The sequence below is a fragment of the Stenotrophomonas sp. 89682_Sma genome, from assembly GCF_056481405.1.
In genome coordinates this window covers 69,250-88,490 of record NZ_CM151147.1, presented here as the reverse complement: position 1 = coordinate 88,490, position 19,241 = coordinate 69,250, and the positions used below count along the sequence as shown (strand labels likewise).

General features: G+C 68.6%; 15 protein-coding genes. 7 read left to right on the top strand and 8 right to left on the bottom strand.

Annotated elements, in window-relative coordinates:
• Window positions 1–30: 30 nt before the first annotated feature.
• Both ACZK29_RS00390 and ACZK29_RS00385 read right to left on the bottom strand, forming a co-directional pair.
• Window positions 31–705: a hypothetical protein gene (locus ACZK29_RS00390; RefSeq protein ID WP_111204482.1), complete on the bottom strand. Its 675-nt coding sequence runs from the start codon at window positions 703–705 to the stop codon at window positions 31–33.
• Window positions 706–745: 40 nt separating this feature from the next.
• Complete coding sequence (locus ACZK29_RS00385) at window positions 746–1,264, bottom strand: hypothetical protein (RefSeq protein WP_478446522.1); 519 nt, start codon at window positions 1,262–1,264, stop codon at window positions 746–748.
• 205 nt (window positions 1,265–1,469) lie between these two features.
• On the opposite strand from ACZK29_RS00385, the gene ACZK29_RS00380 reads away from it, so the two are divergent.
• From ACZK29_RS00380 to ACZK29_RS00370, 3 genes are all read left to right on the top strand, one after another.
• Entirely contained in the window at window positions 1,470–3,959 is a 2,490-nt protein-coding gene (locus tag ACZK29_RS00380) for a DEAD/DEAH box helicase (protein ID WP_478446521.1), read from the top strand.
• Entirely contained in the window at window positions 3,956–4,978 is a 1,023-nt protein-coding gene (locus tag ACZK29_RS00375) for a ribonuclease H-like domain-containing protein (protein WP_478446520.1), read from the top strand. The genes ACZK29_RS00380 and ACZK29_RS00375 overlap by 4 nt, the downstream gene beginning before the upstream one ends.
• A gap of 66 nt (window positions 4,979–5,044) precedes the next feature.
• Entirely contained in the window at window positions 5,045–5,359 is a 315-nt protein-coding gene (locus ACZK29_RS00370) for an I78 family peptidase inhibitor (RefSeq protein WP_111204486.1), read from the top strand.
• Between the two features lie 66 nt (window positions 5,360–5,425).
• Here the strand turns inward: ACZK29_RS00370 and ACZK29_RS00365 are convergent, their stop codons facing one another.
• A complete protein-coding gene (locus ACZK29_RS00365) occupies window positions 5,426–7,417 on the bottom strand; it encodes a M56 family metallopeptidase (RefSeq protein WP_478446519.1) in 1,992 nt (663 codons plus the stop codon).
• 3 nt (window positions 7,418–7,420) lie between these two features.
• Window positions 7,421–7,807 carry a BlaI/MecI/CopY family transcriptional regulator gene (locus ACZK29_RS00360; RefSeq protein ID WP_005407516.1) on the bottom strand — a complete coding sequence of 129 codons (387 nt, stop codon included), beginning with the start codon at window positions 7,805–7,807 and terminating at the stop codon, window positions 7,421–7,423.
• 191 nt (window positions 7,808–7,998) lie between these two features.
• Between ACZK29_RS00360 and ACZK29_RS00355 the strand changes: the two genes are divergently transcribed.
• Entirely contained in the window at window positions 7,999–9,096 is a 1,098-nt protein-coding gene (locus ACZK29_RS00355) for a serine hydrolase domain-containing protein (protein ID WP_478446518.1), read from the top strand.
• Here ACZK29_RS00355 and ACZK29_RS00350 read toward each other — a convergent pair.
• The 3 genes from ACZK29_RS00350 to ACZK29_RS00340 all read right to left on the bottom strand — a co-directional run bounded on the left by ACZK29_RS00350 (window position 9,055) and on the right by ACZK29_RS00340 (window position 12,528).
• Complete coding sequence (locus tag ACZK29_RS00350) at window positions 9,055–9,849, bottom strand: hypothetical protein (protein WP_239504036.1); 795 nt, start codon at window positions 9,847–9,849, stop codon at window positions 9,055–9,057. The genes ACZK29_RS00355 and ACZK29_RS00350 overlap by 42 nt on opposite strands.
• Window positions 9,850–9,870: 21 nt before the next feature.
• On the bottom strand, window positions 9,871–11,286 hold the full coding sequence (locus ACZK29_RS00345) for an XVIPCD domain-containing protein (protein WP_111204489.1): 1,416 nt from the start codon (window positions 11,284–11,286) through the stop codon (window positions 9,871–9,873).
• A gap of 123 nt (window positions 11,287–11,409) precedes the next feature.
• A complete protein-coding gene (locus ACZK29_RS00340; protein WP_111204490.1) occupies window positions 11,410–12,528 on the bottom strand; it encodes an SDR family oxidoreductase in 1,119 nt (372 codons plus the stop codon).
• 215 nt (window positions 12,529–12,743) lie between these two features.
• On the opposite strand from ACZK29_RS00340, the gene ACZK29_RS00335 reads away from it, so the two are divergent.
• On the top strand, window positions 12,744–13,052 hold the full coding sequence (locus ACZK29_RS00335) for a putative periplasmic lipoprotein (protein WP_099552786.1): 309 nt from the start codon (window positions 12,744–12,746) through the stop codon (window positions 13,050–13,052).
• Here the strand turns inward: ACZK29_RS00335 and ACZK29_RS00330 are convergent.
• Window positions 13,030–14,085, bottom strand: coding sequence for a DNA topoisomerase IB (locus ACZK29_RS00330; protein ID WP_111204491.1), 1,056 nt, complete (start codon window positions 14,083–14,085; stop codon window positions 13,030–13,032). The genes ACZK29_RS00335 and ACZK29_RS00330 overlap by 23 nt on opposite strands.
• Window positions 14,086–14,197: 112 nt before the next feature.
• Between ACZK29_RS00330 and ACZK29_RS00325 the strand changes: the two genes are divergently transcribed.
• On the top strand, window positions 14,198–14,587 hold the full coding sequence (locus tag ACZK29_RS00325) for an I78 family peptidase inhibitor (protein WP_049430928.1): 390 nt from the start codon (window positions 14,198–14,200) through the stop codon (window positions 14,585–14,587).
• A gap of 174 nt (window positions 14,588–14,761) precedes the next feature.
• The gene (gltB, locus tag ACZK29_RS00320) at window positions 14,762–19,216 is read left to right on the top strand and encodes a glutamate synthase large subunit (RefSeq protein ID WP_478446517.1); all 4,455 of its coding nucleotides are present in this window, start codon (window positions 14,762–14,764) and stop codon (window positions 19,214–19,216) included.
• Window positions 19,217–19,241 lie beyond the last annotated feature (25 nt).

Genomic DNA, 19,241 nt, shown 5'->3' with positions numbered 1-19,241 from the left:
GCGTGGATCTACTGGCCCCTCATGCGCCCTTCAACGCTTTCCTGCGCGCCGGTACACGCCATTGAAGCGCACGTTCATGCCACCGCACTCGCTGTTGTCGGTCACGATCAGCACCTCGCCCAGCGAATGCACACGCACCCTGCAGGTGTCTTCGGCGAACTCCACATCGGCGCCGCGTGGCGTCGCGCGCGCTTCCACCTGGCCCATGTTCGGCCCGTAGGGACGCTGTTCCGGCGTGGGGTTTGCAGAGGGCCAGTAGGCGTCGCCTTCCACATGCAGCTGTGCACCCTGCACCGAGATGTGCAGGCCGTTGTCGCCATCCTTCCAGCTGCCCGCCCAGTCCCGCAGCGACGGCACCACCGCAGGCACTGGCTGCAGTTTGCTGCGGTCCACCCAGCCCGCACTGCCGCCCACCTTGTTCGGGAAGAACGCACAGCGATAACCACCCAGGTCGCGTCCGGTCACCACCGTATCGCCGTTGACCACATAGCTGCGCTGGCGGCAGGCCGGCTCGCCCTTGCCCGGGCAGCCGTCCATGTCGCCGAGCAGGTACAGGCGCGGTGCGTCGACCACCCGCGCCAGTGCAAACCGGCTCTGTTCGGACGGGAACGCGCCGTTGCGGCAGGCGCCGCCATCGGCGATGCCTGAAGCGAAGGCGGAGGCCGGCAGCAACGCAGCCACCAGGCAGAAAGAACGCAGGGACATGGCGATGGCACCGATGGGGAAGCCGGCAGGATATACCGGCCTACTTCACCGGCGATGGGTCGGCGGCACCCTGCTCCTCGGAGAAGCGCAGCGCACGCTGCTGCTGTTCGGCACTGAGTTCCGGCGGTGGCCGCGCCACCGCAGCCTGGATCTGCGCCGGTCCACCGGTAAGCTTGTTCACGCCCTTTGCGGCCGCCATCACGCCCTTGACCACGCCCATCATGATGTAGCCGCCGCCCATGCTGACCTGCTCCGGCGACGGCGGTTCACTCCAGTCGCGGCTGAAGCGGTTGTCGCCGAACTTCACCGGGTTCTTGAAGCGGTACAGGTCCAGCGGCTCGTCTTCCGGCTTGAGCGCGCGCACTTCGCCAAGGGTGGTGACATTGTCCTGCGGCAGGGTGGTGGAAACCGGCGCGGTGGTTGCCGCCGGAGCATCCGCAGCGGCGGCAGGCCCGGGCACGGGCACCGCTACCGGCGCTACCTGCTGGGCCTGCGCGATGCCCGCCAGCAACAGGCTGGCCAGCAGTGCTCCCTGCGTTCCACGTCGTGCCACAGCCATCCACCCTGTTGGTTGCGTCCAGTGAACAAGGATACGGATACGGGCTTCAGATTTCGTTGCCACTGCGGCGACTGTTCAGCCCATGGAGCAGCTTCGACGCCGGGGGCACTGAACGGTTCACTGCATCCCACGCCGGTGTCTCACATCCTGAGACGTGAGTGTGGTGCCATGTGACCCCTCGCAATCCGTCCCGGCTCCATCTTCCATGGCTTACGAACTCGCCAAGCGCACCGCCGATGCCGAGCAGAAGCTCGCCACCCGCGATGGCCTGCCCGCCCGCGACGGCGCCCTGCTCAGCGCGCGGCTGCAGCGCCGCTACCAAGACCGCATCACCGGCAGCTTTGCCATTCCCGGCCGCGAAGGCCGCTATGCGCCCATTCCCGATTCGGTACCGCCGGCGCTGGCCGCCGCGCTGAAGGCGCGCGGCATCGAACAGCTGTACAGCCACCAGGCCGAAGCCTGGGAGGCCAGCCAGCGCGGCGAGCACGTGGCCATCGTCACCCCCACCGCCAGCGGCAAGTCGCTGTGCTACACCCTGCCGGTGGTCAGCGCGGCCATGCAGGACAAGGCCAAGGCGCTGTACCTGTTCCCCACCAAGGCGCTGGCCCAGGACCAGGTGGCCGAGCTGCTGGAACTCAACCGCGCCGGCGACCTGGGGGTGAAGGCCTTCACCTTCGATGGCGACACCCCTGGCGATGCGCGGCAGGCGATCCGCCTGCATGGCGACATCGTGGTCTCCAACCCGGACATGCTGCACCAGGCCATCCTGCCGCATCACACCAAATGGGCGCAGTTCTTCGAGAACCTGCGCTACATCGTCATCGACGAAGTGCATACCTACCGCGGCGTGTTCGGCAGCCATGTGACCAACGTGCTGCGCCGGCTCAGGCGCATCTGCGCGTTCTACGGCGTGCAACCGCAGTTCATCCTGTGCTCGGCCACCATCGGCAACCCGCAGGCGCATGCCGAGGCGCTGATCGAGGCGCCGGTGACTGCCATCACCGAATCCGGCGCGCCCAGCGGACCGAAGCAGGTGCTGCTGTGGAACCCGCCGGTGATCAACCCGGACCTGGGCCTGCGCGCCTCGGCGCGTTCGCAGAGCAACCGCATCGCGCGCATCGCGATCAAGTCCGGGTTGAAGACCCTGGTATTCGCACAGACCCGGCTGATGGTCGAAGTGCTGACCAAGTACCTGAAGGACATCTTCGACCACGATCCGCGCAAGCCACCGCGCATCCGCGCCTACCGCGGCGGCTACCTGCCCACCGAGCGCCGCGAGACCGAGCGCGCGATGCGCGCCGGCAGCATCGACGGCATCGTCAGCACCTCGGCGCTGGAACTGGGCGTGGATATCGGCAGCCTGGACGTGGTGATCCTCAACGGTTATCCGGGCAGCGTGGCCGCCACCTGGCAGCGCTTCGGCCGTGCCGGTCGCCGCCAGCAGCCCGCGCTCGGGGTGATGGTGGCCAGTTCGCAACCGCTGGACCAGTACGTGGTACGCCATCCGGACTTCTTCGCCGAAGCATCGCCCGAACATGCGCGCATCGCGCCGGACCAGCCGTTGATCCTGTTCGACCACATCCGCTGCGCCGCGTTCGAGCTGCCGTTCCGGGTAGGCGATGGCTTCGGCCCGATCGATCCGGAAGTGTTCCTGGAAGCGCTGGCCGAAACCGAAGTCATCCACCGCGAAGGCGAACGCTGGGAATGGATCGCCGACAGCTACCCGGCCAACGCGGTCAGCCTGCGCGCCGTGGCCGACGGTAACTTCGTGGTGGTCGACCGCAGCGATGGCCGCCAGCAGATCATCGCCGAGGTCGATTATTCCGCCGCCGCGCTCACCCTGTACGAGGGGGCGATCCACATGGTGCAGTCCACCCCGTACCAGGTGGAGACGCTGGACTGGGACGGGCGCAAGGCCTACGTCACCCGCACGCATGTGGACTACTACACCGACAGCATCGACTTCACCAAGCTCAAGGTGCTGGACCGTTTCGACGGCGGCGTGGCCGGCCGCGGCGATTCGCACCATGGCGAAGTGCACGTGGTGCGCCGCGTGGCCGGCTACAAGAAAATCCGCTACTACACCCACGAGAACATCGGCTACGGCCCGGTGAACCTGCCCGACCAGGAACTGCATACCACTGCGGTGTGGTGGCAGCTGCCCCAGGCGCTGCTGCTGCGCGCGTTCGCCAGCAAGCAGGATGCGCTGGATGGCTTCCTCGGCGCGGCCTATGCGCTGCACATCGTCGCCACCGTGGCGGTGATGGCCGATGCGCGCGACCTGCAGAAGTCGGTCGGCAACGGCGATGGTTCCTGGTTCGCGATCGCCGACCAGAGTGGCCGTGGCCAGCTGCGCGGCAGCAATGGTGACCCGGGTGCGGTGGAGCTGCTGCAGGAATTCGTGCCCACCGTCTACCTGTACGACAACTTCCCCGGCGGCGTCGGCCTCAGCGAACCGCTATGGCAGCGCCAGGCCGAACTGGTGCAGCGCGCGCGCGAGCTGGTGCAGCGCTGCGACTGCAAGGCCGGCTGCCCGGCCTGCGTCGGCCCGGTGCTGGCTGCGCAGGAAGAGGATGAGACCTCGCCGCGCGCGCTGGCACTGCGCGTGCTCGACCTGTTCGATGCCGAGGCCTGCCAGCATGTGCCCGACGTGGTGGTGACCGTGCGCGTTCCGATGGAGCTGCTGGCGCCGTGAGCCTGAGCCTGGACAAGCTGCGCCTGCTGCGGAAGCAGGCCGGCGACCCGAAGGCGGCCACGCCGACGACGCCGGATGCAACGCCTGCGCCCCCCGCACCCGTGGCCGCCAACGATGCACGGCAACCACCGGCCGAGCGTTCGGTGTTCGCCTGGGTCGAACAGGAAATCCACCACAAGCCGACCGGTACTGCGGCCGCCGCAGCGGCACCGGCAACGCTGCGTCGGCCGGAGGTGGGCAGCCTGCATCGCCTGCTTGGCCTGCGCACACGCGGTGGTGCCGCCCCGGCACGCGCCAGCGCGCAGGATCGGCAACTGCCCGGCGAAGAGATCGCACCCGGTCTGTTCCTGATCGAATCGCTGCAGCCGCAGACGATTCCGGCGCAGCCCCTGTCGCTGGATTTCGCCCGTCGCGAAGGCCAGCACGTGGCCGCGCGCGACCTGCTGTTCTTCGATACCGAAACCACCGGCCTGGCCGGCGGCACCGGCACCCGCGCCTTCATGATCGGTGCCGCTGACTGGCATGTCTGCCCGCAACGCGGCGAAGGCCTGCGCATCCGCCAGCTGCTGATGTCCACCATGGCTGCGGAGGACGCGATGCTGGCCACCTTCGCCAGCTGGCTGCAGCCGACCACCGTGTTCTGCAGCTACAACGGCCGCAGCTACGATGCGCCGCTGCTGAAGGCCCGCTACCGGCTGGCCCGGCAACGCGACCCGATCAGCGCGCTGGACCATGTCGACCTGCTCTACCCCACCCGCCGCCGTTATCGCGGCAGCTGGGAGAACTGCAAGCTGTCCACCATCGAGCGCCAGCTGCTGCGCGTGGTGCGCGAGGACGACCTGCCAGGTTCTGAAGCACCGGGGGCATGGCTGCGCTTCCTGCGTGGCGGCGATGCGGTGAACCTGCGCCGGGTGGCCGACCACAACCATCAGGATGTGGTGACGCTGGCCTTGCTGCTGCAACGGTTGGTGCACGAGGAACAGCGCGAGCGCGAGACGCTGGCGCTGGTCGGGCAGTAGGCGTTGACGCGGCCTGACGGTGGCAGCGGTGACACTGCCGCCACCATCCACGCCTGGAGCCCGACGATGCGCCTCAATCCCCTGGTCCTGCTCGCCATCCTGCCCTTGGCCGCCTGCAGCCATGCCGGCAGCAGTACCGCGCATGAGACCACGCCGCCACCGGCGGCCGATAGCCCGCATGAGTGCCAGCCCGACAAGCTTGAAGCCTTCACCGGCAAGACCGCCGACGAGGCCACGGTGAAGCAGCTGGTCAGCGCCAGCGGCGCGCGCAATGCACGGGTGGTCAAGCCTGGCATGGCGGTGACCATGGACTTCCGCCAGGACCGCGTGACCGTGCAGGTGGATGCGCAGAACCGCATCGAACGCGCCAGCTGCGGTTGATGTTCCCAGGGTAGTGCCGGCGCTGGCCGGCACCCCCCATTGCCGGCCAGCGGCCGGCACTACCGATCAGAGTCGCTCGGCCTTGCCACTGGCCAGTGCGCGCGCGATCACCTGCTGCGCCTGCTGCGATGCCTGCGCATGCACGCGTGCCTGGCGCTCGCCCAACGCGGCCTGTTGGCTGCCCAGTGCCGCCTGTCGGTTGGCCAGTTCAGACTGCTGTCTGGCCAGGCGCTGCATGTCACGGGTACGGCCGGACTGCGCGGCCTCGCTGCGGGCTTCCTGCATCGCACGACGTGCCTCGGCGGCGGCCTCGCGCGCAGCCTCTCGCGCAACGGCGATGTCGCTGGTCGCACCGCGCGCCGCCTTCGCCGCTTCCGCCGCCGCCTCGCGGTTGATGTCATGCGCGGCCATCGCGTTGCGCGCGGCCTCGGCAGCGGCCAGTGCGATGCGGCGTGCCTCCTCGCTCTGCAGACGCCCCATCTCGCCCATCTGCTTGCCGAGTTCGCCCTGCTCGCGACCCAGCGCACTCTGCTGGCGGCCCAGTTCGCTCTGCTGGCGACCAAGGTCCGCCGCACCGGCATAGGCGCGCTGCAGCGACTGGATCAACATCGGGTCGCGCACCACGTAACGCTTGTCACCCTGGCGGAACCACAGAGCGGGGCCCTTGCCGAGCTGCTTGCGGGCCAGCGTGACATCGTCGATGGCACCGTTGGCGAAAGCCGAATCGCCATCGACCAGCACGAACGCCTGCGGCGGCGACGTACCCAGATCCAGGCGGCCATAGGTACTCATGGACATGCTGCGGGAGGACGTGTGGTCATTGTCCATGCCGGTGTCGACATCGACGTCGACATCAACCGCCACATCCGCGTCGTCAGGGCCAGACGACGCCTCCTCATCGGTCGGCTCGGCGGGAGGCACCGGGGCAACCGGTGCAGCAGGTACCGCTGATGCAGGCGGTGCCGGAGGCGCTTCCGGGGCCTTCGGCGGCCGCGGCACAGCAACCTTCGGTGCGGCCGGAGGCGCGGGCGGTGCCGGCGGCACCGGCGCTGCGACCAGCCGCATCGGCGCCACGCCCACCACCACCACGACGGCGGTCAACGCCATCGCCAGCAGACGCGGGCAGGACCGGTGCGACTGCAGCGAAAGCAGGCGACGCTTGAGGCTGGTGGTGCTCGGTGCGGCACTGGCCACGCCCAGATGCGGCTGCGCTGCCACGCCCAGCTGCAGCAACAGGCGGCCATAGGCCTGGCGACTGGCGCCATGCTGGCCGACCACGGCCGCATCCACTGCTTCCTCGCGGGCCTGGGCGTATTCGCGCACCGACAGGCGCAGCAGGGGGTGGAAGAAGAACAGGTGCTGGGCCAGCGCGGGCAGCAGCCCCCACTGCAGGTCACGACGCTGCAGGTGCTGCAGTTCGTGGGTCAGTGCCAGGTCCAGCGCGTCACCCTGCAGGGCGTTGTCGCCGGCCGGCAGCAGCAGCACCGGGCGGAACGGCCCGACCAGCTGCGGCGAGTCCACCTGCGCGCTCATCCACAGCCGCGGCGCAGGGCGCACGCCGTGCGCGTCGGAGGCCAGCTGCAGGGCCTGCACCAGCGCCTCGTCCTCGCAGGGATAGGCCGCAGCCAGCAGTGCGCGGCAGCGGCGCCACTCACCGAAGGTGCGCAGGGCCATCAGCAACACGCCGGACAGCCACAGCGCGGCCAGTGCGACCGCCCACCACGCAACTGCCGATACTTCGACCGCGGGCAGCGGCATCGCGGCCAGCAACTGTGCAGAGGCCTCCGGGGCCAGCGGGTAGACGATGTCAGCGGCCACGTCGGTCGCGGTCATCGGCACCGCCTGCGGCGCCGGCAGCCAGGCCAACTGCAACGGCTGGCTCCAGAACAGGCCGAGCACGGCCTGCAGCGAGACCAGCCACCACAGGCGGCAGCGGGTCGCCGCCGACAGCGACGGCAGCGCGCGGCACAGGCCGTACACCAGGGCCACCAGCAGCACGGTCTGCAGGCTGGTCCAGCCCAACCGTTCCAGCATCGGGATCAGCATCGTGGTGTCCATGGCTCAGCCCTCGTGGCGACGCGATTGGAGTTGGGCGACCAGCGCTTCCAGCTCGGCCAGTTCGTTGTCGCTGACCTGCTGGCGCTGCGAGAGGTAGGCCACGAACGGCGACACCGAGCCCTGCAGGGTGTTGTCGACGAACTGGGCCACGGCCCCCTGCAGCACGCTCTGCGGGCCACGGGTGGCCTGGTAGCGGTAGACGCCGTCCTGCTGCCGGCGCTGAAGATACCCCTTCGCCCGCAGCCGCTCCATCATCGTCAGCACGGTGGAACGGGCCAGGCCGCGGGCTTCGCCGTAGCCACTGGCGACCTCGCCGACCGTGGCCGGCGCATGTTCATCGATGTACTGCAGCAGGGCCAGTTCCTGGTCCCCGATGGTCTTGCCACGCATGACACCACTCCCTTGACTACACGTGTCGTCACTGTCAGCTTGACGACAACTGTAGTCAACCCCCCGGAAGTCATGGGCCGACGAACGGTAGGCACCACTGAGCGCTTAAACCTTTGACCCGCCCGCTGCATCCGATCCGCAACGCCCCGCTGGAATTCCGCATGTCCCGCCCAATGCTCCGAGTCCTGCTCATGATCATCAGTGCACTGCCCTTCGCCGCCGTCTCTGCCAGCCAGGACCAGGCCAACGACCAGACCCGCCGCCTGATCCGCCAGATCATGCTGGAGCAGCGCATCCCGGGATTGCAGATCGCGGTGGTCAAGGACGGGCAGACCGTGTTGTCCGAGGCCTACGGGCTGGCCAACGTGGAGAACGGTGTGCTTGCCTCGCGCGACACCCGTTTCCCGCTCAATTCGGCCACCAAGGCGTTCACCGGCGTGGCCGCCGCGCAGCTGGCCCAGCAGGGCCAGCTGGATCTGGACGCGCCGGCCTCGCGCTACCTGGATGATCTTCCGCCAGCGTGGAGAGACGTACGCGTACACCAGTTGCTGGCGCATACCTCCGGCCTTCCGGACATCCTTGATGCGAAGGGACTGCTGGGCGGTGGCTCAGAAGCGCAGGCGTGGGCGGCCGTCACTGCGCAGCCGGTCGAAGCCGAACCCGGGCAGCGCTTCGCCTACAACCAGACCAACTACGTACTGCTGGCACGAATCATCGCGAAGCAATCCGGCATGCCCTACGAACGTTTCCTCGCCACCCGCCAGTTCAGCAGCGCACGCATGGCCCGCACCACCTTCGGCGACAGCTACGACCTGATTCCGGATGCGGCGACGATGTACAGCCTGGCCCCGCGAGCCACCGACGCTGCCGATGCACCGTCCCGCCTGTCGCACTGGTTCTACGACATACCGCCTTCGCTGTGGGCCGGTGGCGGCATCCTCACCACCGCCGACGACACCGCGCGCTGGCTGGTCGCGCTGACCGAAGGCCGTCTGCTGCCGGAAACGGCCCTGCGGCGGATGTGGAGCGCAGAGCGCCTGGCGGATGGCCGTGCCGGCCCGTGGGCGGGGGGCTGGCCGGTACTGCGCGCATCGCCCGACCTTCAGGTGGCCGGTATCGGCGGTGCGCGCTCGGCGTTCGTGGTCTATCCCGAGCGCGGCGTGGCGGTGGTGGTGCTGACCAATCTTGTCGGTGCCAATCCGCAGCAGTTCATTCCGCGCATTGCCGATTCCTATGCGCGCGATGCCTCAACGCCCAGTCACGAACGGGTCGCCCTTGCACGGCAATAACGGGCTGTCATCGCAGGGCCATAGCCCGGCAGGCACGGTCCTGGCCACTTCGAAATGATCCTGGTTCCAGCGCAGAAAACCGCCGTGGATGGCATTGCCATGGTCGAAGCTGCGCGCGTCGGCGGCCAATGGCTGCTCGGGGTCGGCTTCGGCCACCCAGCGCAGCACCGGCACCTTGTCCAGCGGCCCGATGAAGGCGAACAGGTCGCCCACGCCCTTGTCCTGGTAGGCCGTCATCGTCGCCGCATCAGGCAGCCCTGCCTGCGCCAGCAGCGATGCGGTGACGTCCTGCAGCGGTGCAGCCCCCTGTGCAATGTAGGCGCGCATGCCGGTGGTGCTGGCTGGGCAGTCCCGCAGCTGCACCAGATAGCCCGTGGCGCCACCACTACTGGAGAACGACCGTATCCAGTAACGGAAACGCGGCCCGTTGCGATCGGTGACCATGAAATCCTGCCGCCCCCCCTGCGCGGGAATGGAAAGCACCTGCACATTGCTGGCACCTTCCACGTTGCACTTCAACTGCATCAGCACCTGCCTGGCAGGTTCGGGCAGCGCAGCGTAGCGACCGCCGGGATGGGCGCTGCCGGAGGCTTCCGGCAGTGCGGGCAGTCCACGATCAGTGGGCAGGGTCTGCTCAGGCAAGGCCTCCGGGTTCGCCGCCGAGCTGGCGGTGGGCGCTGCCGGCGCGACACGCTCTCCAGCGGGCGCGCAGGCGCTGCAGGCCAGCAGCAACACCAATGGCAGACCGGACATCAATGGTAGACGGACCATCGTTCAGCGCCCTCCCATCGCCGGCGCTTCCTGCTGCTGTGCAGGCGCCGGCGCCGGTGCACCCTGTTCGCGCGCTTGCTGCTGCAGCTGGCGCAGGCTGGTTTCCACCGCAGTCTCGCGCACCTCGGCCGCGTTGACGCCTGCGCGCACTGCCGCGGGGTCGCCCGGACTGCCCTGCACCAGGAACAGTGTCTCGCCCGCAGCGCGGCCACCACTGGGATTGCTGGCCACGATCTGGTCGACCCGGGTGATGCCTGCGGCCTTCGCTTCGCGCAGCATCACCAGACTGTAGTCATCGGCATGCTCGGCGTAGCGTCCGCCCAGGGCCTGCAGGTGCGTGCTGATCTGCTGCTGCAGGGCATGGTCGCGATGCTGTGGCTGACGGGGATCGTCGTTGGCCGCGAGCGGCGTGTCCTGTCCCAGCTCGCGCGCCTGGCCGGGTGCAACCGAGGTCAGCACGTACTGCCAACGGTTCTGCCCAGGCGTGCCACGCACCGTCGACACGAAGTCGTCGTACTCGCCGCCGCCGATGGTCTGGCAGCCGGCCGAATCGGTATTGGACCGGCTGCCACGATGGATCTTGAAGGTGTCGTTGAGGTCCTGCACGCCCTGGGTATCGCGCGCATCGAACCAGCCGTCGCCATTGCTGTCGCGCTCCACACGGCCGGCGCCTGCGGTGATCGCGTCCTGCGAAGGGCGCAGCGCAAATTCATCGGGATGGCCATTTCGCGGATGGGTTGTTGCGCGCATCTCGGTGGTGCCTTCGCCCAACCGTCCAAGATCCTTGACCCGGTCGCCGTTGACGTCCTCGCCCTCTGTCTTGGTACGCGGCGCCACGTTGCCGAAGCCGGGGCTGCGTGGCGTGGTCTTGGCGTGACCGTCGTACTGGGCCGTCGGCTCTGTCGTGGCCTGGTTGAACTCGCGCACGTGGCCGTGGCCCTGCGCATCCTTCCACAGCACCACGATGCGGTCGTCGTAGACACCACGCCCGCGTGCCTCGGTGGTGCGGTTCTCATCGCGCAACCCCAGCACCACGCGATCCCGGGTGGCCATCGCATCGTTCGCCGCGGCGTTGCCGCGCTGGGCCACGATGCTGCCGTATACGTCGTACTGCTGGGCCTGGCTCAGGCCGGCGGTCTCTGCTGCATCGGGCATGCGCGGAGGGCGCGTCGCCTCACCCAGGCGATCCAGCATCGGGTTGACCGTGGCCGCATCCGCGGCGGACACGCCACCGCTCCGTCGCAGCGCCTCAAGCTCGGTGGCGCCACGCGCCGCGATGTAGCGATCCAGCGATTCCTGCACCATCGCACTCTGGCCGTTGTGCAGGGCCTCCAGGCGCGCGGCCGCGCCACGGGCGTCGTTCTGCCGCAGCAGGGCGACGACTTCATCGGCCGCTGCGTTGATATCCATCTCCGGCATGATCTTTCCTTGAACGTGATCGGTGTGGAAGTCCAGCCTACCCCACCACGCCGGCGCAGCCTTTGACACACGCCACACACCTGCGCGAAGCCCCATTCAGCAGACCCCACGCAGTAGGCCTGTTCAGCCTCGAGGCCCGCCCATCACCGGCAGGACCACGCCACTGATGTAGCTGGCACAGACCGGCGAGGCCAGGAATACGTAAGCCGGCGACAGTTCTTCGGGCTGTGCGGGCCGGCCCATGTCACTGTCCCTGCCGAATTCAGCGACGTCCTGCGCGGCCTTGTCGGCCGGGTTCAATGGCGTCCACACCGGGCCCGGCGCCACGCAGTTGACGCGGATTCCGCGCGGCAGCAGCTGGCTTGCCAGCGACTTGGTGAACGCGTGGATCGCGCCCTTGGTCGCCGAGTAATCGATCAGCGCCTTGCTGCCGAAGATTCCCGTTTCCGAACCGGTGTTGATGATGCTGGCGCCCTCGCCCAGATGCGGCAGCACCGCGCGCGCCATCTGGATGTACCCGCCGATGTTGGTCTGCAGGGTCTCCTGCAGGTGCGCGTCTTCCAGGTCTTCCAGCCGCTCGCAGTGCAGCTGGAACGCGGCGTTGTTGACCAGGATGTCGATGCCGCCGAACGCCTTGGCCACCTGCTTCACCGCTTTGTCGCAGAAGCGGGGATCGCGCACGTCACCGGCGATCACCACGCAGCGGCCACCTTCGCGCTCCACGTGCTGGCGGGTGATGTCCGCGTCCTCGGCCTCGTCCAGGTGCAGTACCGCCACGTCGGCGCCTTCGCGTGCGAACAGCACCGCCACTGCGCGGCCGATGCCCGAATCGCCGCCAGTGATGATCGCGCGCATGCCCTGCAGTTTGCCGCTGCCCACATAGTCCGGTGCAAGGAATCGCGGCGCCAGCGCCAGTTCGTGTTCGTGCCCCGGCTTGGCCAGCTGCTGCGCCGGCATCGCCTCCGGCTGGCGGCGTGCGCCGGCCTGGGTCGCGCTCTTCTTTGTTGCCTTCTTGCTTGCCTTCTTGGCCGCGCGGGCATCCTTGGCCTTCTCCTGGTCCTGCAGGCGCCGCTGCCGGGCCGCGACGCGGGCGGCGCGGGGATCCCCGGCTGCCGCCTTGCGGGTTGCGGTCTTCACCACGCGCGGGCGATCAGAGTCGGCGACCGTCTTGGTTGGAGTGCTGCCTTTACGTACTTTCGGCGATGCCTTGCCGCGGGCGGGGGTCTTTTTTGTGGTGGCCATGCAGGTCTCCTCGAGGGGGGAATGGGGTTGCCGGCCAGCGGCCGGCACTACCGGGCGCATGCGCCGCAGTACCGGGCGGCACAGGCCGCTCCTGCAGTTTCTCCACCCCTGCTGTTGGCGGCAGTGAGCGCGCCGTGTCCTGCATGTGCACGGCATTCATTCCACCACCACACACGCCGTCGCACCCTGCACGCAATCACACAAGGAACGCCTCCATGAAACATGCCATCGCCACCGCCGCCGTCTGCTTTGCCCTTGCCGCGTGCAGCAGCACGCCCATGGCCCAGGTGCAGCCGATCGACGGTGTGATTTCCGGCCAGTGCCACAGCGACATGGTGCGCGGCGCACTCGGACTGGCGGCTTCGGATGCCACCGTGGCGCGGGCGCGCGTGGACAGCGACAGCCTGCACGTGCGGGTGCTGCGCCACGACGGCCCACGGGTGCCACCGGCCCACGAAGGTGGCGACCGCCTGACCATCGAGAAGGGCCGCACCAACAACATCACCGCGATCTATTGCGGCTGAGCCGGCGTGCCCTGCGCAGCACGCGCAGGGTGGCTTGCTCCCACTGGCGCGGCCCACGCAGGCCGGCCAGCTTGGCCAGTTCGCCGCGCTCCCAGCCGGCGAACACGCACGGGTCGATGTAGGCCTTGCGGCACACCGCAGGCGTGTTGCCCAGCCGCGCCGCCACCTCGCACACCACCGCACGCTGTGCCTGCGCCAAGGCGCGCTGGCTGGCCGGCTCCGGCAGCTCGGTGGCGGCAAATGCCTGTACCGCGGCCACGGTGCCGCCCCACGTGCGGAAATCCTTGGCGGTGAAGTCCTCGCCCATCACCTCGCGCAGGTAGTCGTTCACTGCACCCGAATCCACCGGCTGCGGCGCGCCGTCGTCATCGCGGTACTGGAACAGCGCCTGCCCCGGAAGCTGCTGCAGGCGGCGTACCAGCAGCCCCAGCCTGCGATCGCCCACGGTCACTTCCTGCAGCTGCCCGGACTTGCCGCGGAAACGCATGCGCACCCGGCCGCCCTGCAGCAGCTCCAGATGGCGGTTGCGCAGTGTGGTCAGTCCGAACGAACGGTTCTGCTGCGCATAGGTTTCATTGCCGACCCGCACCAGCGTGTCGGCCAGCAGCGCGACCACCATGGCCAGCACTTTCTCCTTCGGGAAGCCGGGCCGCTTGAGATCGCGCGACAACCGCTGCCGCAATGCAGGCAGGGCCTCACCAAAGGCAATGATGCGGTCGAACTTGCCGGCGTCGCGCTCCCTGGCCCAGTCGGCGTGGTAGCGGTACTGCTTGCGTCCGCGCGCATCGCGGCCGGTCGCCTGCAGATGGCCATTGGCATGGGCGCAGATCCACACTGCGGTGTAGGCCGGCGGAATCGCCAGCGCACGGATGCGTTGCAGGGTGGTGGCATCGCGCAGCGCGTGGCCATCGGCATCGCGGTAGCTGAACCCCTTGCCGGCGCGGCGGCGGCTGATGCCGGGCTGGGTGTCATCAACGTAGCGCAGGCCCGCAGCGCGCGCGGCCTGTTGTTCCGGAGTGGCGGGTGTTGGCATGTCCGGCAGTGTCACTGGTGCGGCGCAGTGATCCTGTCGATAACACAAGACAAACACGTGAGGGTCGGTTCGCCGCTATGCTCGGGCTTTCACAACCCCTTCCGGAGTCATGATGTCGTTTCCGATTCGCGCCCGTTCGCTCTCCGTCCTGTTGCTGCCGGCCGTGCTGGCCCTGACCGCCTGCCAGGCACCGGCGCTGGATGAACAGGATTCGGCCACGGCCCATGCCCAGCAGGCCGCGGAGGCCGCCAAAGCACCGGCCGACGACGCCGGCAAGGCCACCGAGGCACCGCCCGTCGGCACCTGCGATGCCAGCCAGGTGCAGAGCCTGGTCGGCCAGGCCTACACCGATGCCCTCGGCAAGCAGGCGCAGGAAGATGCCGGGGCCAGTCAGGTGCGTGTGCTCAAGCCCAATGATGTGGCCACGATGGAGTTCCTCGGCGACCGCCTGAACATCGAAGTGGACGACAAGGGCGCGGTCAGCGGCACGCGCTGCGGCTGAGTCCGGCCCCGCGCCGGCACTGGGTTGCCGGCGCTTTCCGTTGCACCTGCAACCGTGTATTGCGGCGTTGCAGCAACCTGTGATCTAGTCGAGGCATCCGGTGGCCTCACGATGCGCTCCAGGGAATGAGCGGGGACGAGTGTCGCCGCCAACCCTATACGCATCGAGGTAGAGATGGCCCCCCGCAACCGCCAAGGGCTTTACGACCCGCGCTCCGAGCGCGATGCCTGTGGATTTGGCATGGTCGCCCAGCTCGACGATCAACCATCGCGCCTGTTGGTTGATACCGCCATCGCCGCGCTTTCGCGCATGACCCACCGTGGTGGCGTGGCCGCCGACGGCCTGACCGGCGATGGCTGCGGCCTGCTGCTGCGCCGCCCCGATGCGTTCCTGAAACTGCTGGCCAGCGAGGCCGGCATCACCACCACCGCGCGCTTCGCTGCCGGCCTGGTGTTCCTGCCGCACCAGGCCGACGCGGCGCAGGCCTGCCGCGCGCAGCTGCAGACGCAGGTGGAAGCGGTGGGCTGCAAGGTTGCCGGCTGGCGCGAGGTACCGACCGACGACAGCGTCTGCGGCCAGCTGGCGCGCGACACGCTGCCGCGCATCGAACAGGTGTTCGTCGACGCCGGCGTCGGCCAGGATGATGCCGGCTTCGCGCTGGCGCTGTTCCTGGCCCGTCGCCGCAGCGAGCAGCAGCTGCGCGAACACGCCGACTTCTACGTCACCACCCTCACCCCGGATGCGATCAGCTACAAGGGCATGGTGCTGCCGGACAAGCTCAGCCGCTTCTATCCGGACCTGCAGCGCCGCGAACTGGCCTCCAGCGCCATCGTGTTCCACCAGCGCTTTTCCACCAACACGCTGCCGCGCTGGCCACTGGCGCACCCGTTCCGCATGCTCGCCCACAACGGCGAGATCAACACCATCGAAGGCAACCGGCGCTGGGCGCAGGCGCGCAGCAAGGTGTGGAAGACGCCGCGCTTCGACATCGCCGAGTTCGACCCTGTCATCTCCATGCACGGTTCGGATTCGCAGAGCCTGGACAACATGCTGGAGCTGATGGTCGCCGGTGGCATGGAGCTGATCCAGGCGCTGCGCATCCTGGTGCCGCCGGCCACGCAATCGCTGGAATTCAAGGATCCGGACCTGGCCGCGTTCTACGAATTCCACGGCCTGAACAGCGAGCCATGGGACGGCCCGGCCGGCATCGTCGCCTGCGACAGACGCTACGCCGTGTGTACCCTCGACCGCAACGGCCTGCGCCCGGCGCGCTGGATGCTGACCGCCGACCGCCACTTCCTGGTCGCCTCCGAAGCCGGCGTGTGGGAAGTGCCGACCGAACGCGTGGTGCGCAAGGGCAAGCTCGGCCCCGGCGAGATGGTGGCCATCGACCTCAAGCGTGGCGATCTGCTCGACTCCGACGCGGTGGACCGCATCAACCGTGGCCGCGCGCCGTACAAGCAGTGGCTGCAGCAGGGCGTCACCTACCTGCAGACCGAACTGATCGACCCGTCGCTGGTGGAAGAACCCTTCGACGAAGGCACCCTGCGCAGCTACCACAAGCTGTACCAGCTCAGCAGCGAGGAAGTGGAACAGGTGCTGCGTCCGCTGGCCGAGACCGAGCAGGAAGCCACCGGCTCGATGGGCGATGACACACCGATGGCCGTGCTGAGCCAGCGCAGCCGCCCGCTGTACGACTATTTCCGCCAGGCCTTCGCGCAGGTCACCAACCCGCCGATCGATCCGCTGCGCGAAGACTGCGCGATGTCGCTGTCCACCCAGCTCGGCAAGGAGACCAACATCTTCCATGCCGGCCCGGAGACGGTGAACCACGTCATCCTCAATTCGCCGGTGCTGAGCCAACGCAAGCTGCGCCAGCTGCTGAAGATGGACCAGTACGTGCAGGCCAACCGCCTGCTCGACCTGTCCTACAGCGAAGACGAAGGCCTGCGCGCCGGCATCGAGCGCATCTGCGCCGAGGCCGAGCAGGCCGCACGCGATGGCATGGTGATGCTGCTGCTGTCCGACCGCTACCCGGTGGCCGCGCGGCCGATGGTGCATGCGCTGCTGGCCACCAGCGCCATCCATCACCACCTCTCGCGGCTGGGCCTGCGTTGCGACGTGAACCTGATCGTCGAGACCGGCACCGCGCGCGACCCGCACCACATGGCCTGCCTGCTCGGCTTCGGCGCCACCGCGGTGTATCCGTACCTGGCCTACCAGACCCTGTTCGACCTCGGTCGCCGCGGCATCCTCAAGCTCAGCAAGGGCGGTGAGCAGTCGCAGATCGGCCGCCGCTACCGCAAGGGCGTCTACAAGGGCCTGTCGAAGATCATCTCGAAGATGGGCATCTGCACCGTGGCCAGCTACCGCGGCGCGCAGCTGTTCGAGATCATCGGCCTGGAACCTGAAGTTGTGGACCTGTGTTTCCCGGATACCGCCTCGCGCATCGGTGGCGCCGGTTTCGCCCGCCTGGATGCCGATGCACGCGAACTCCGCGCGCAGGCCTGGGACGCGCAGCAGGACGTGGATGTCGGCGGCCTGCTGAAGTACGTGCACGGCGGCGAGTACCACATGTACAACCCGGACGTGGTCACCACCCTGCAGCGCGCGGCGCGCAGCGGTGACGCACGTGCGTGGCAGCAGTACTGCGATGCCGTGCATGCACGGCCGCCGTCGGCGCTGCGCGACCTGCTGGAACTGGTGCCGGCGGCCACGCCCGTGCCGTTGGACGAGGTCGCGCCTGCCAGTGCCCTGTTCCCGCGCTTCGACACCGCCGCGATCAGCCTGGGCGCACTGTCGCCGGAAGCACATGAAGCACTGGCCATCGCCATGAACCGCCTCGGCGGCCGCAGCAATTCCGGCGAAGGCGGTGAGGATCCCGCCCGCTATGGCACCGCAAAGCGCAGCAAGATCAAGCAGGTCGCTTCGGGCCGCTTCGGCGTCACCGCCGAGTACCTGGTCAACGCCGAAGTGCTGCAGATCAAGGTCGCGCAGGGCGCCAAGCCCGGCGAGGGCGGCCAGCTGCCGGGCCACAAGGTCAACGAACTGATCGCACGCCTGCGCTATGCGCGCCCGGGCATCGGCCTGATCTCGCCGCCGCCGCACCACGACATCTATTCCATCGAAGACCTGGCCCAGCTGATCTACGACCTCAAGCAGGTCAACCCGACCGCGCTGGTGTCGGTGAAGCTGGTCAGCCATGCCGGTGTGGGTACGATTGCCGCCGGTGTGGTCAAGGCCGGCGCGGACCTGATCACCATCTCCGGCCACGACGGCGGTACCGGTGCCTCGCCTGTCAGTTCGATCCGCTATGCCGGCGTGCCCTGGGAACTGGGCGTGGCCGAGGCGCACCAGGCGCTGCTGGCCAACGACCTGCGCGGGCGCACCCTGCTGCAGACCGATGGTGGCCTGAAGACCGGCCTGGACGTGGTCAAGGCCGCGCTGCTGGGTGCGGACAGCTTCGGTTTCGGCACCGCACCGATGATCGTGCTGGGCTGCAAGTACCTGCGCATCTGCCATCTGAACAACTGCGCCACCGGCGTGGCCACCCAGGACGAGCGCCTGCGCGAGAACCATTTCACCGGGCAGCCCGAGCGCGTGGAGAATTTCTTCCGCCTGCTGGCCGAGGAAGTACGCGGCTGGCTGTCGTACCTGGGCGCGCGTTCGCTGGAAGAGATCGTCGGCCGCACCGACCTGCTGCGGCAGATCGAGGCCGCACCGCGCGACGGTGTGCGCGTGGACCTGTCGCGCCTGCTGGCCGATGCCCGCTACGAGGGCAGCCACTGCGCCCCCCAGCGCCTGTACGAATCACCGGACAGCCTGGCCACGCAGATGGACGGCCTGCTGGCCCCGGCCATCGAACACAAGCGCGGCGGCGAGCACCGCTTCCTGATCCACAACACCGACCGCAGCATCGGCACCCGCCTGGCCGGCGCGGTGGCACGCGTGCACGGCAACCAGGGCATGGCCGAATCGCCGCTGGAACTGCGCTTCCGCGGCAGTGCCGGACAGAGTTTCGGTGCCTTCAACGTCGGCGGCCTGCACCTGGAAGTGGAAGGCGAAGCCAACGACTACGTCGGCAAGGGCATGGCCGGTGGCCGCCTGGTGGTACGCCCACCGCGCGGCGCGCGCTTCGAGGCGCGCAGCACGGCCATCATCGGCAACACCTGCCTGTACGGCGCCACCGGGGGCGAGCTGTTTGCTGCTGGCCGTGCGGGCGAGCGCTTCGCGGTGCGCAATTCCGGCGCGCTGGCGGTGGTGGAAGGGGCCGGTGATCACTGCTGCGAGTACATGACCGACGGCGTGGTGCTGGTACTGGGCAAGGTCGGCCTGAACTTCGGTGCCGGCTTCACCGGTGGCCTGGCCTACGTGCTGGACGTGGATCGCGATTTCGTCGATCGCTACAACCACGAGCTGATCGACATCCACCGCGTGTCGGCCGAGGGCTTCGAGAACTACCGCCAGCACCTGCACCGCCTGATCGGCCGCCACCGCGAACTGACCGGCAGCATCTGGGCGCAGCAGATCATGGACGAGTTCCGCGATTACATCGGCAAGTTCTGGCTGGTCAAACCCAAGGCCGCCAGCATCGAGTCGCTGACCGAAACCCTGCGCCGCGCGGCATGACACGGCGGGGCGCCGTCCGCAACCG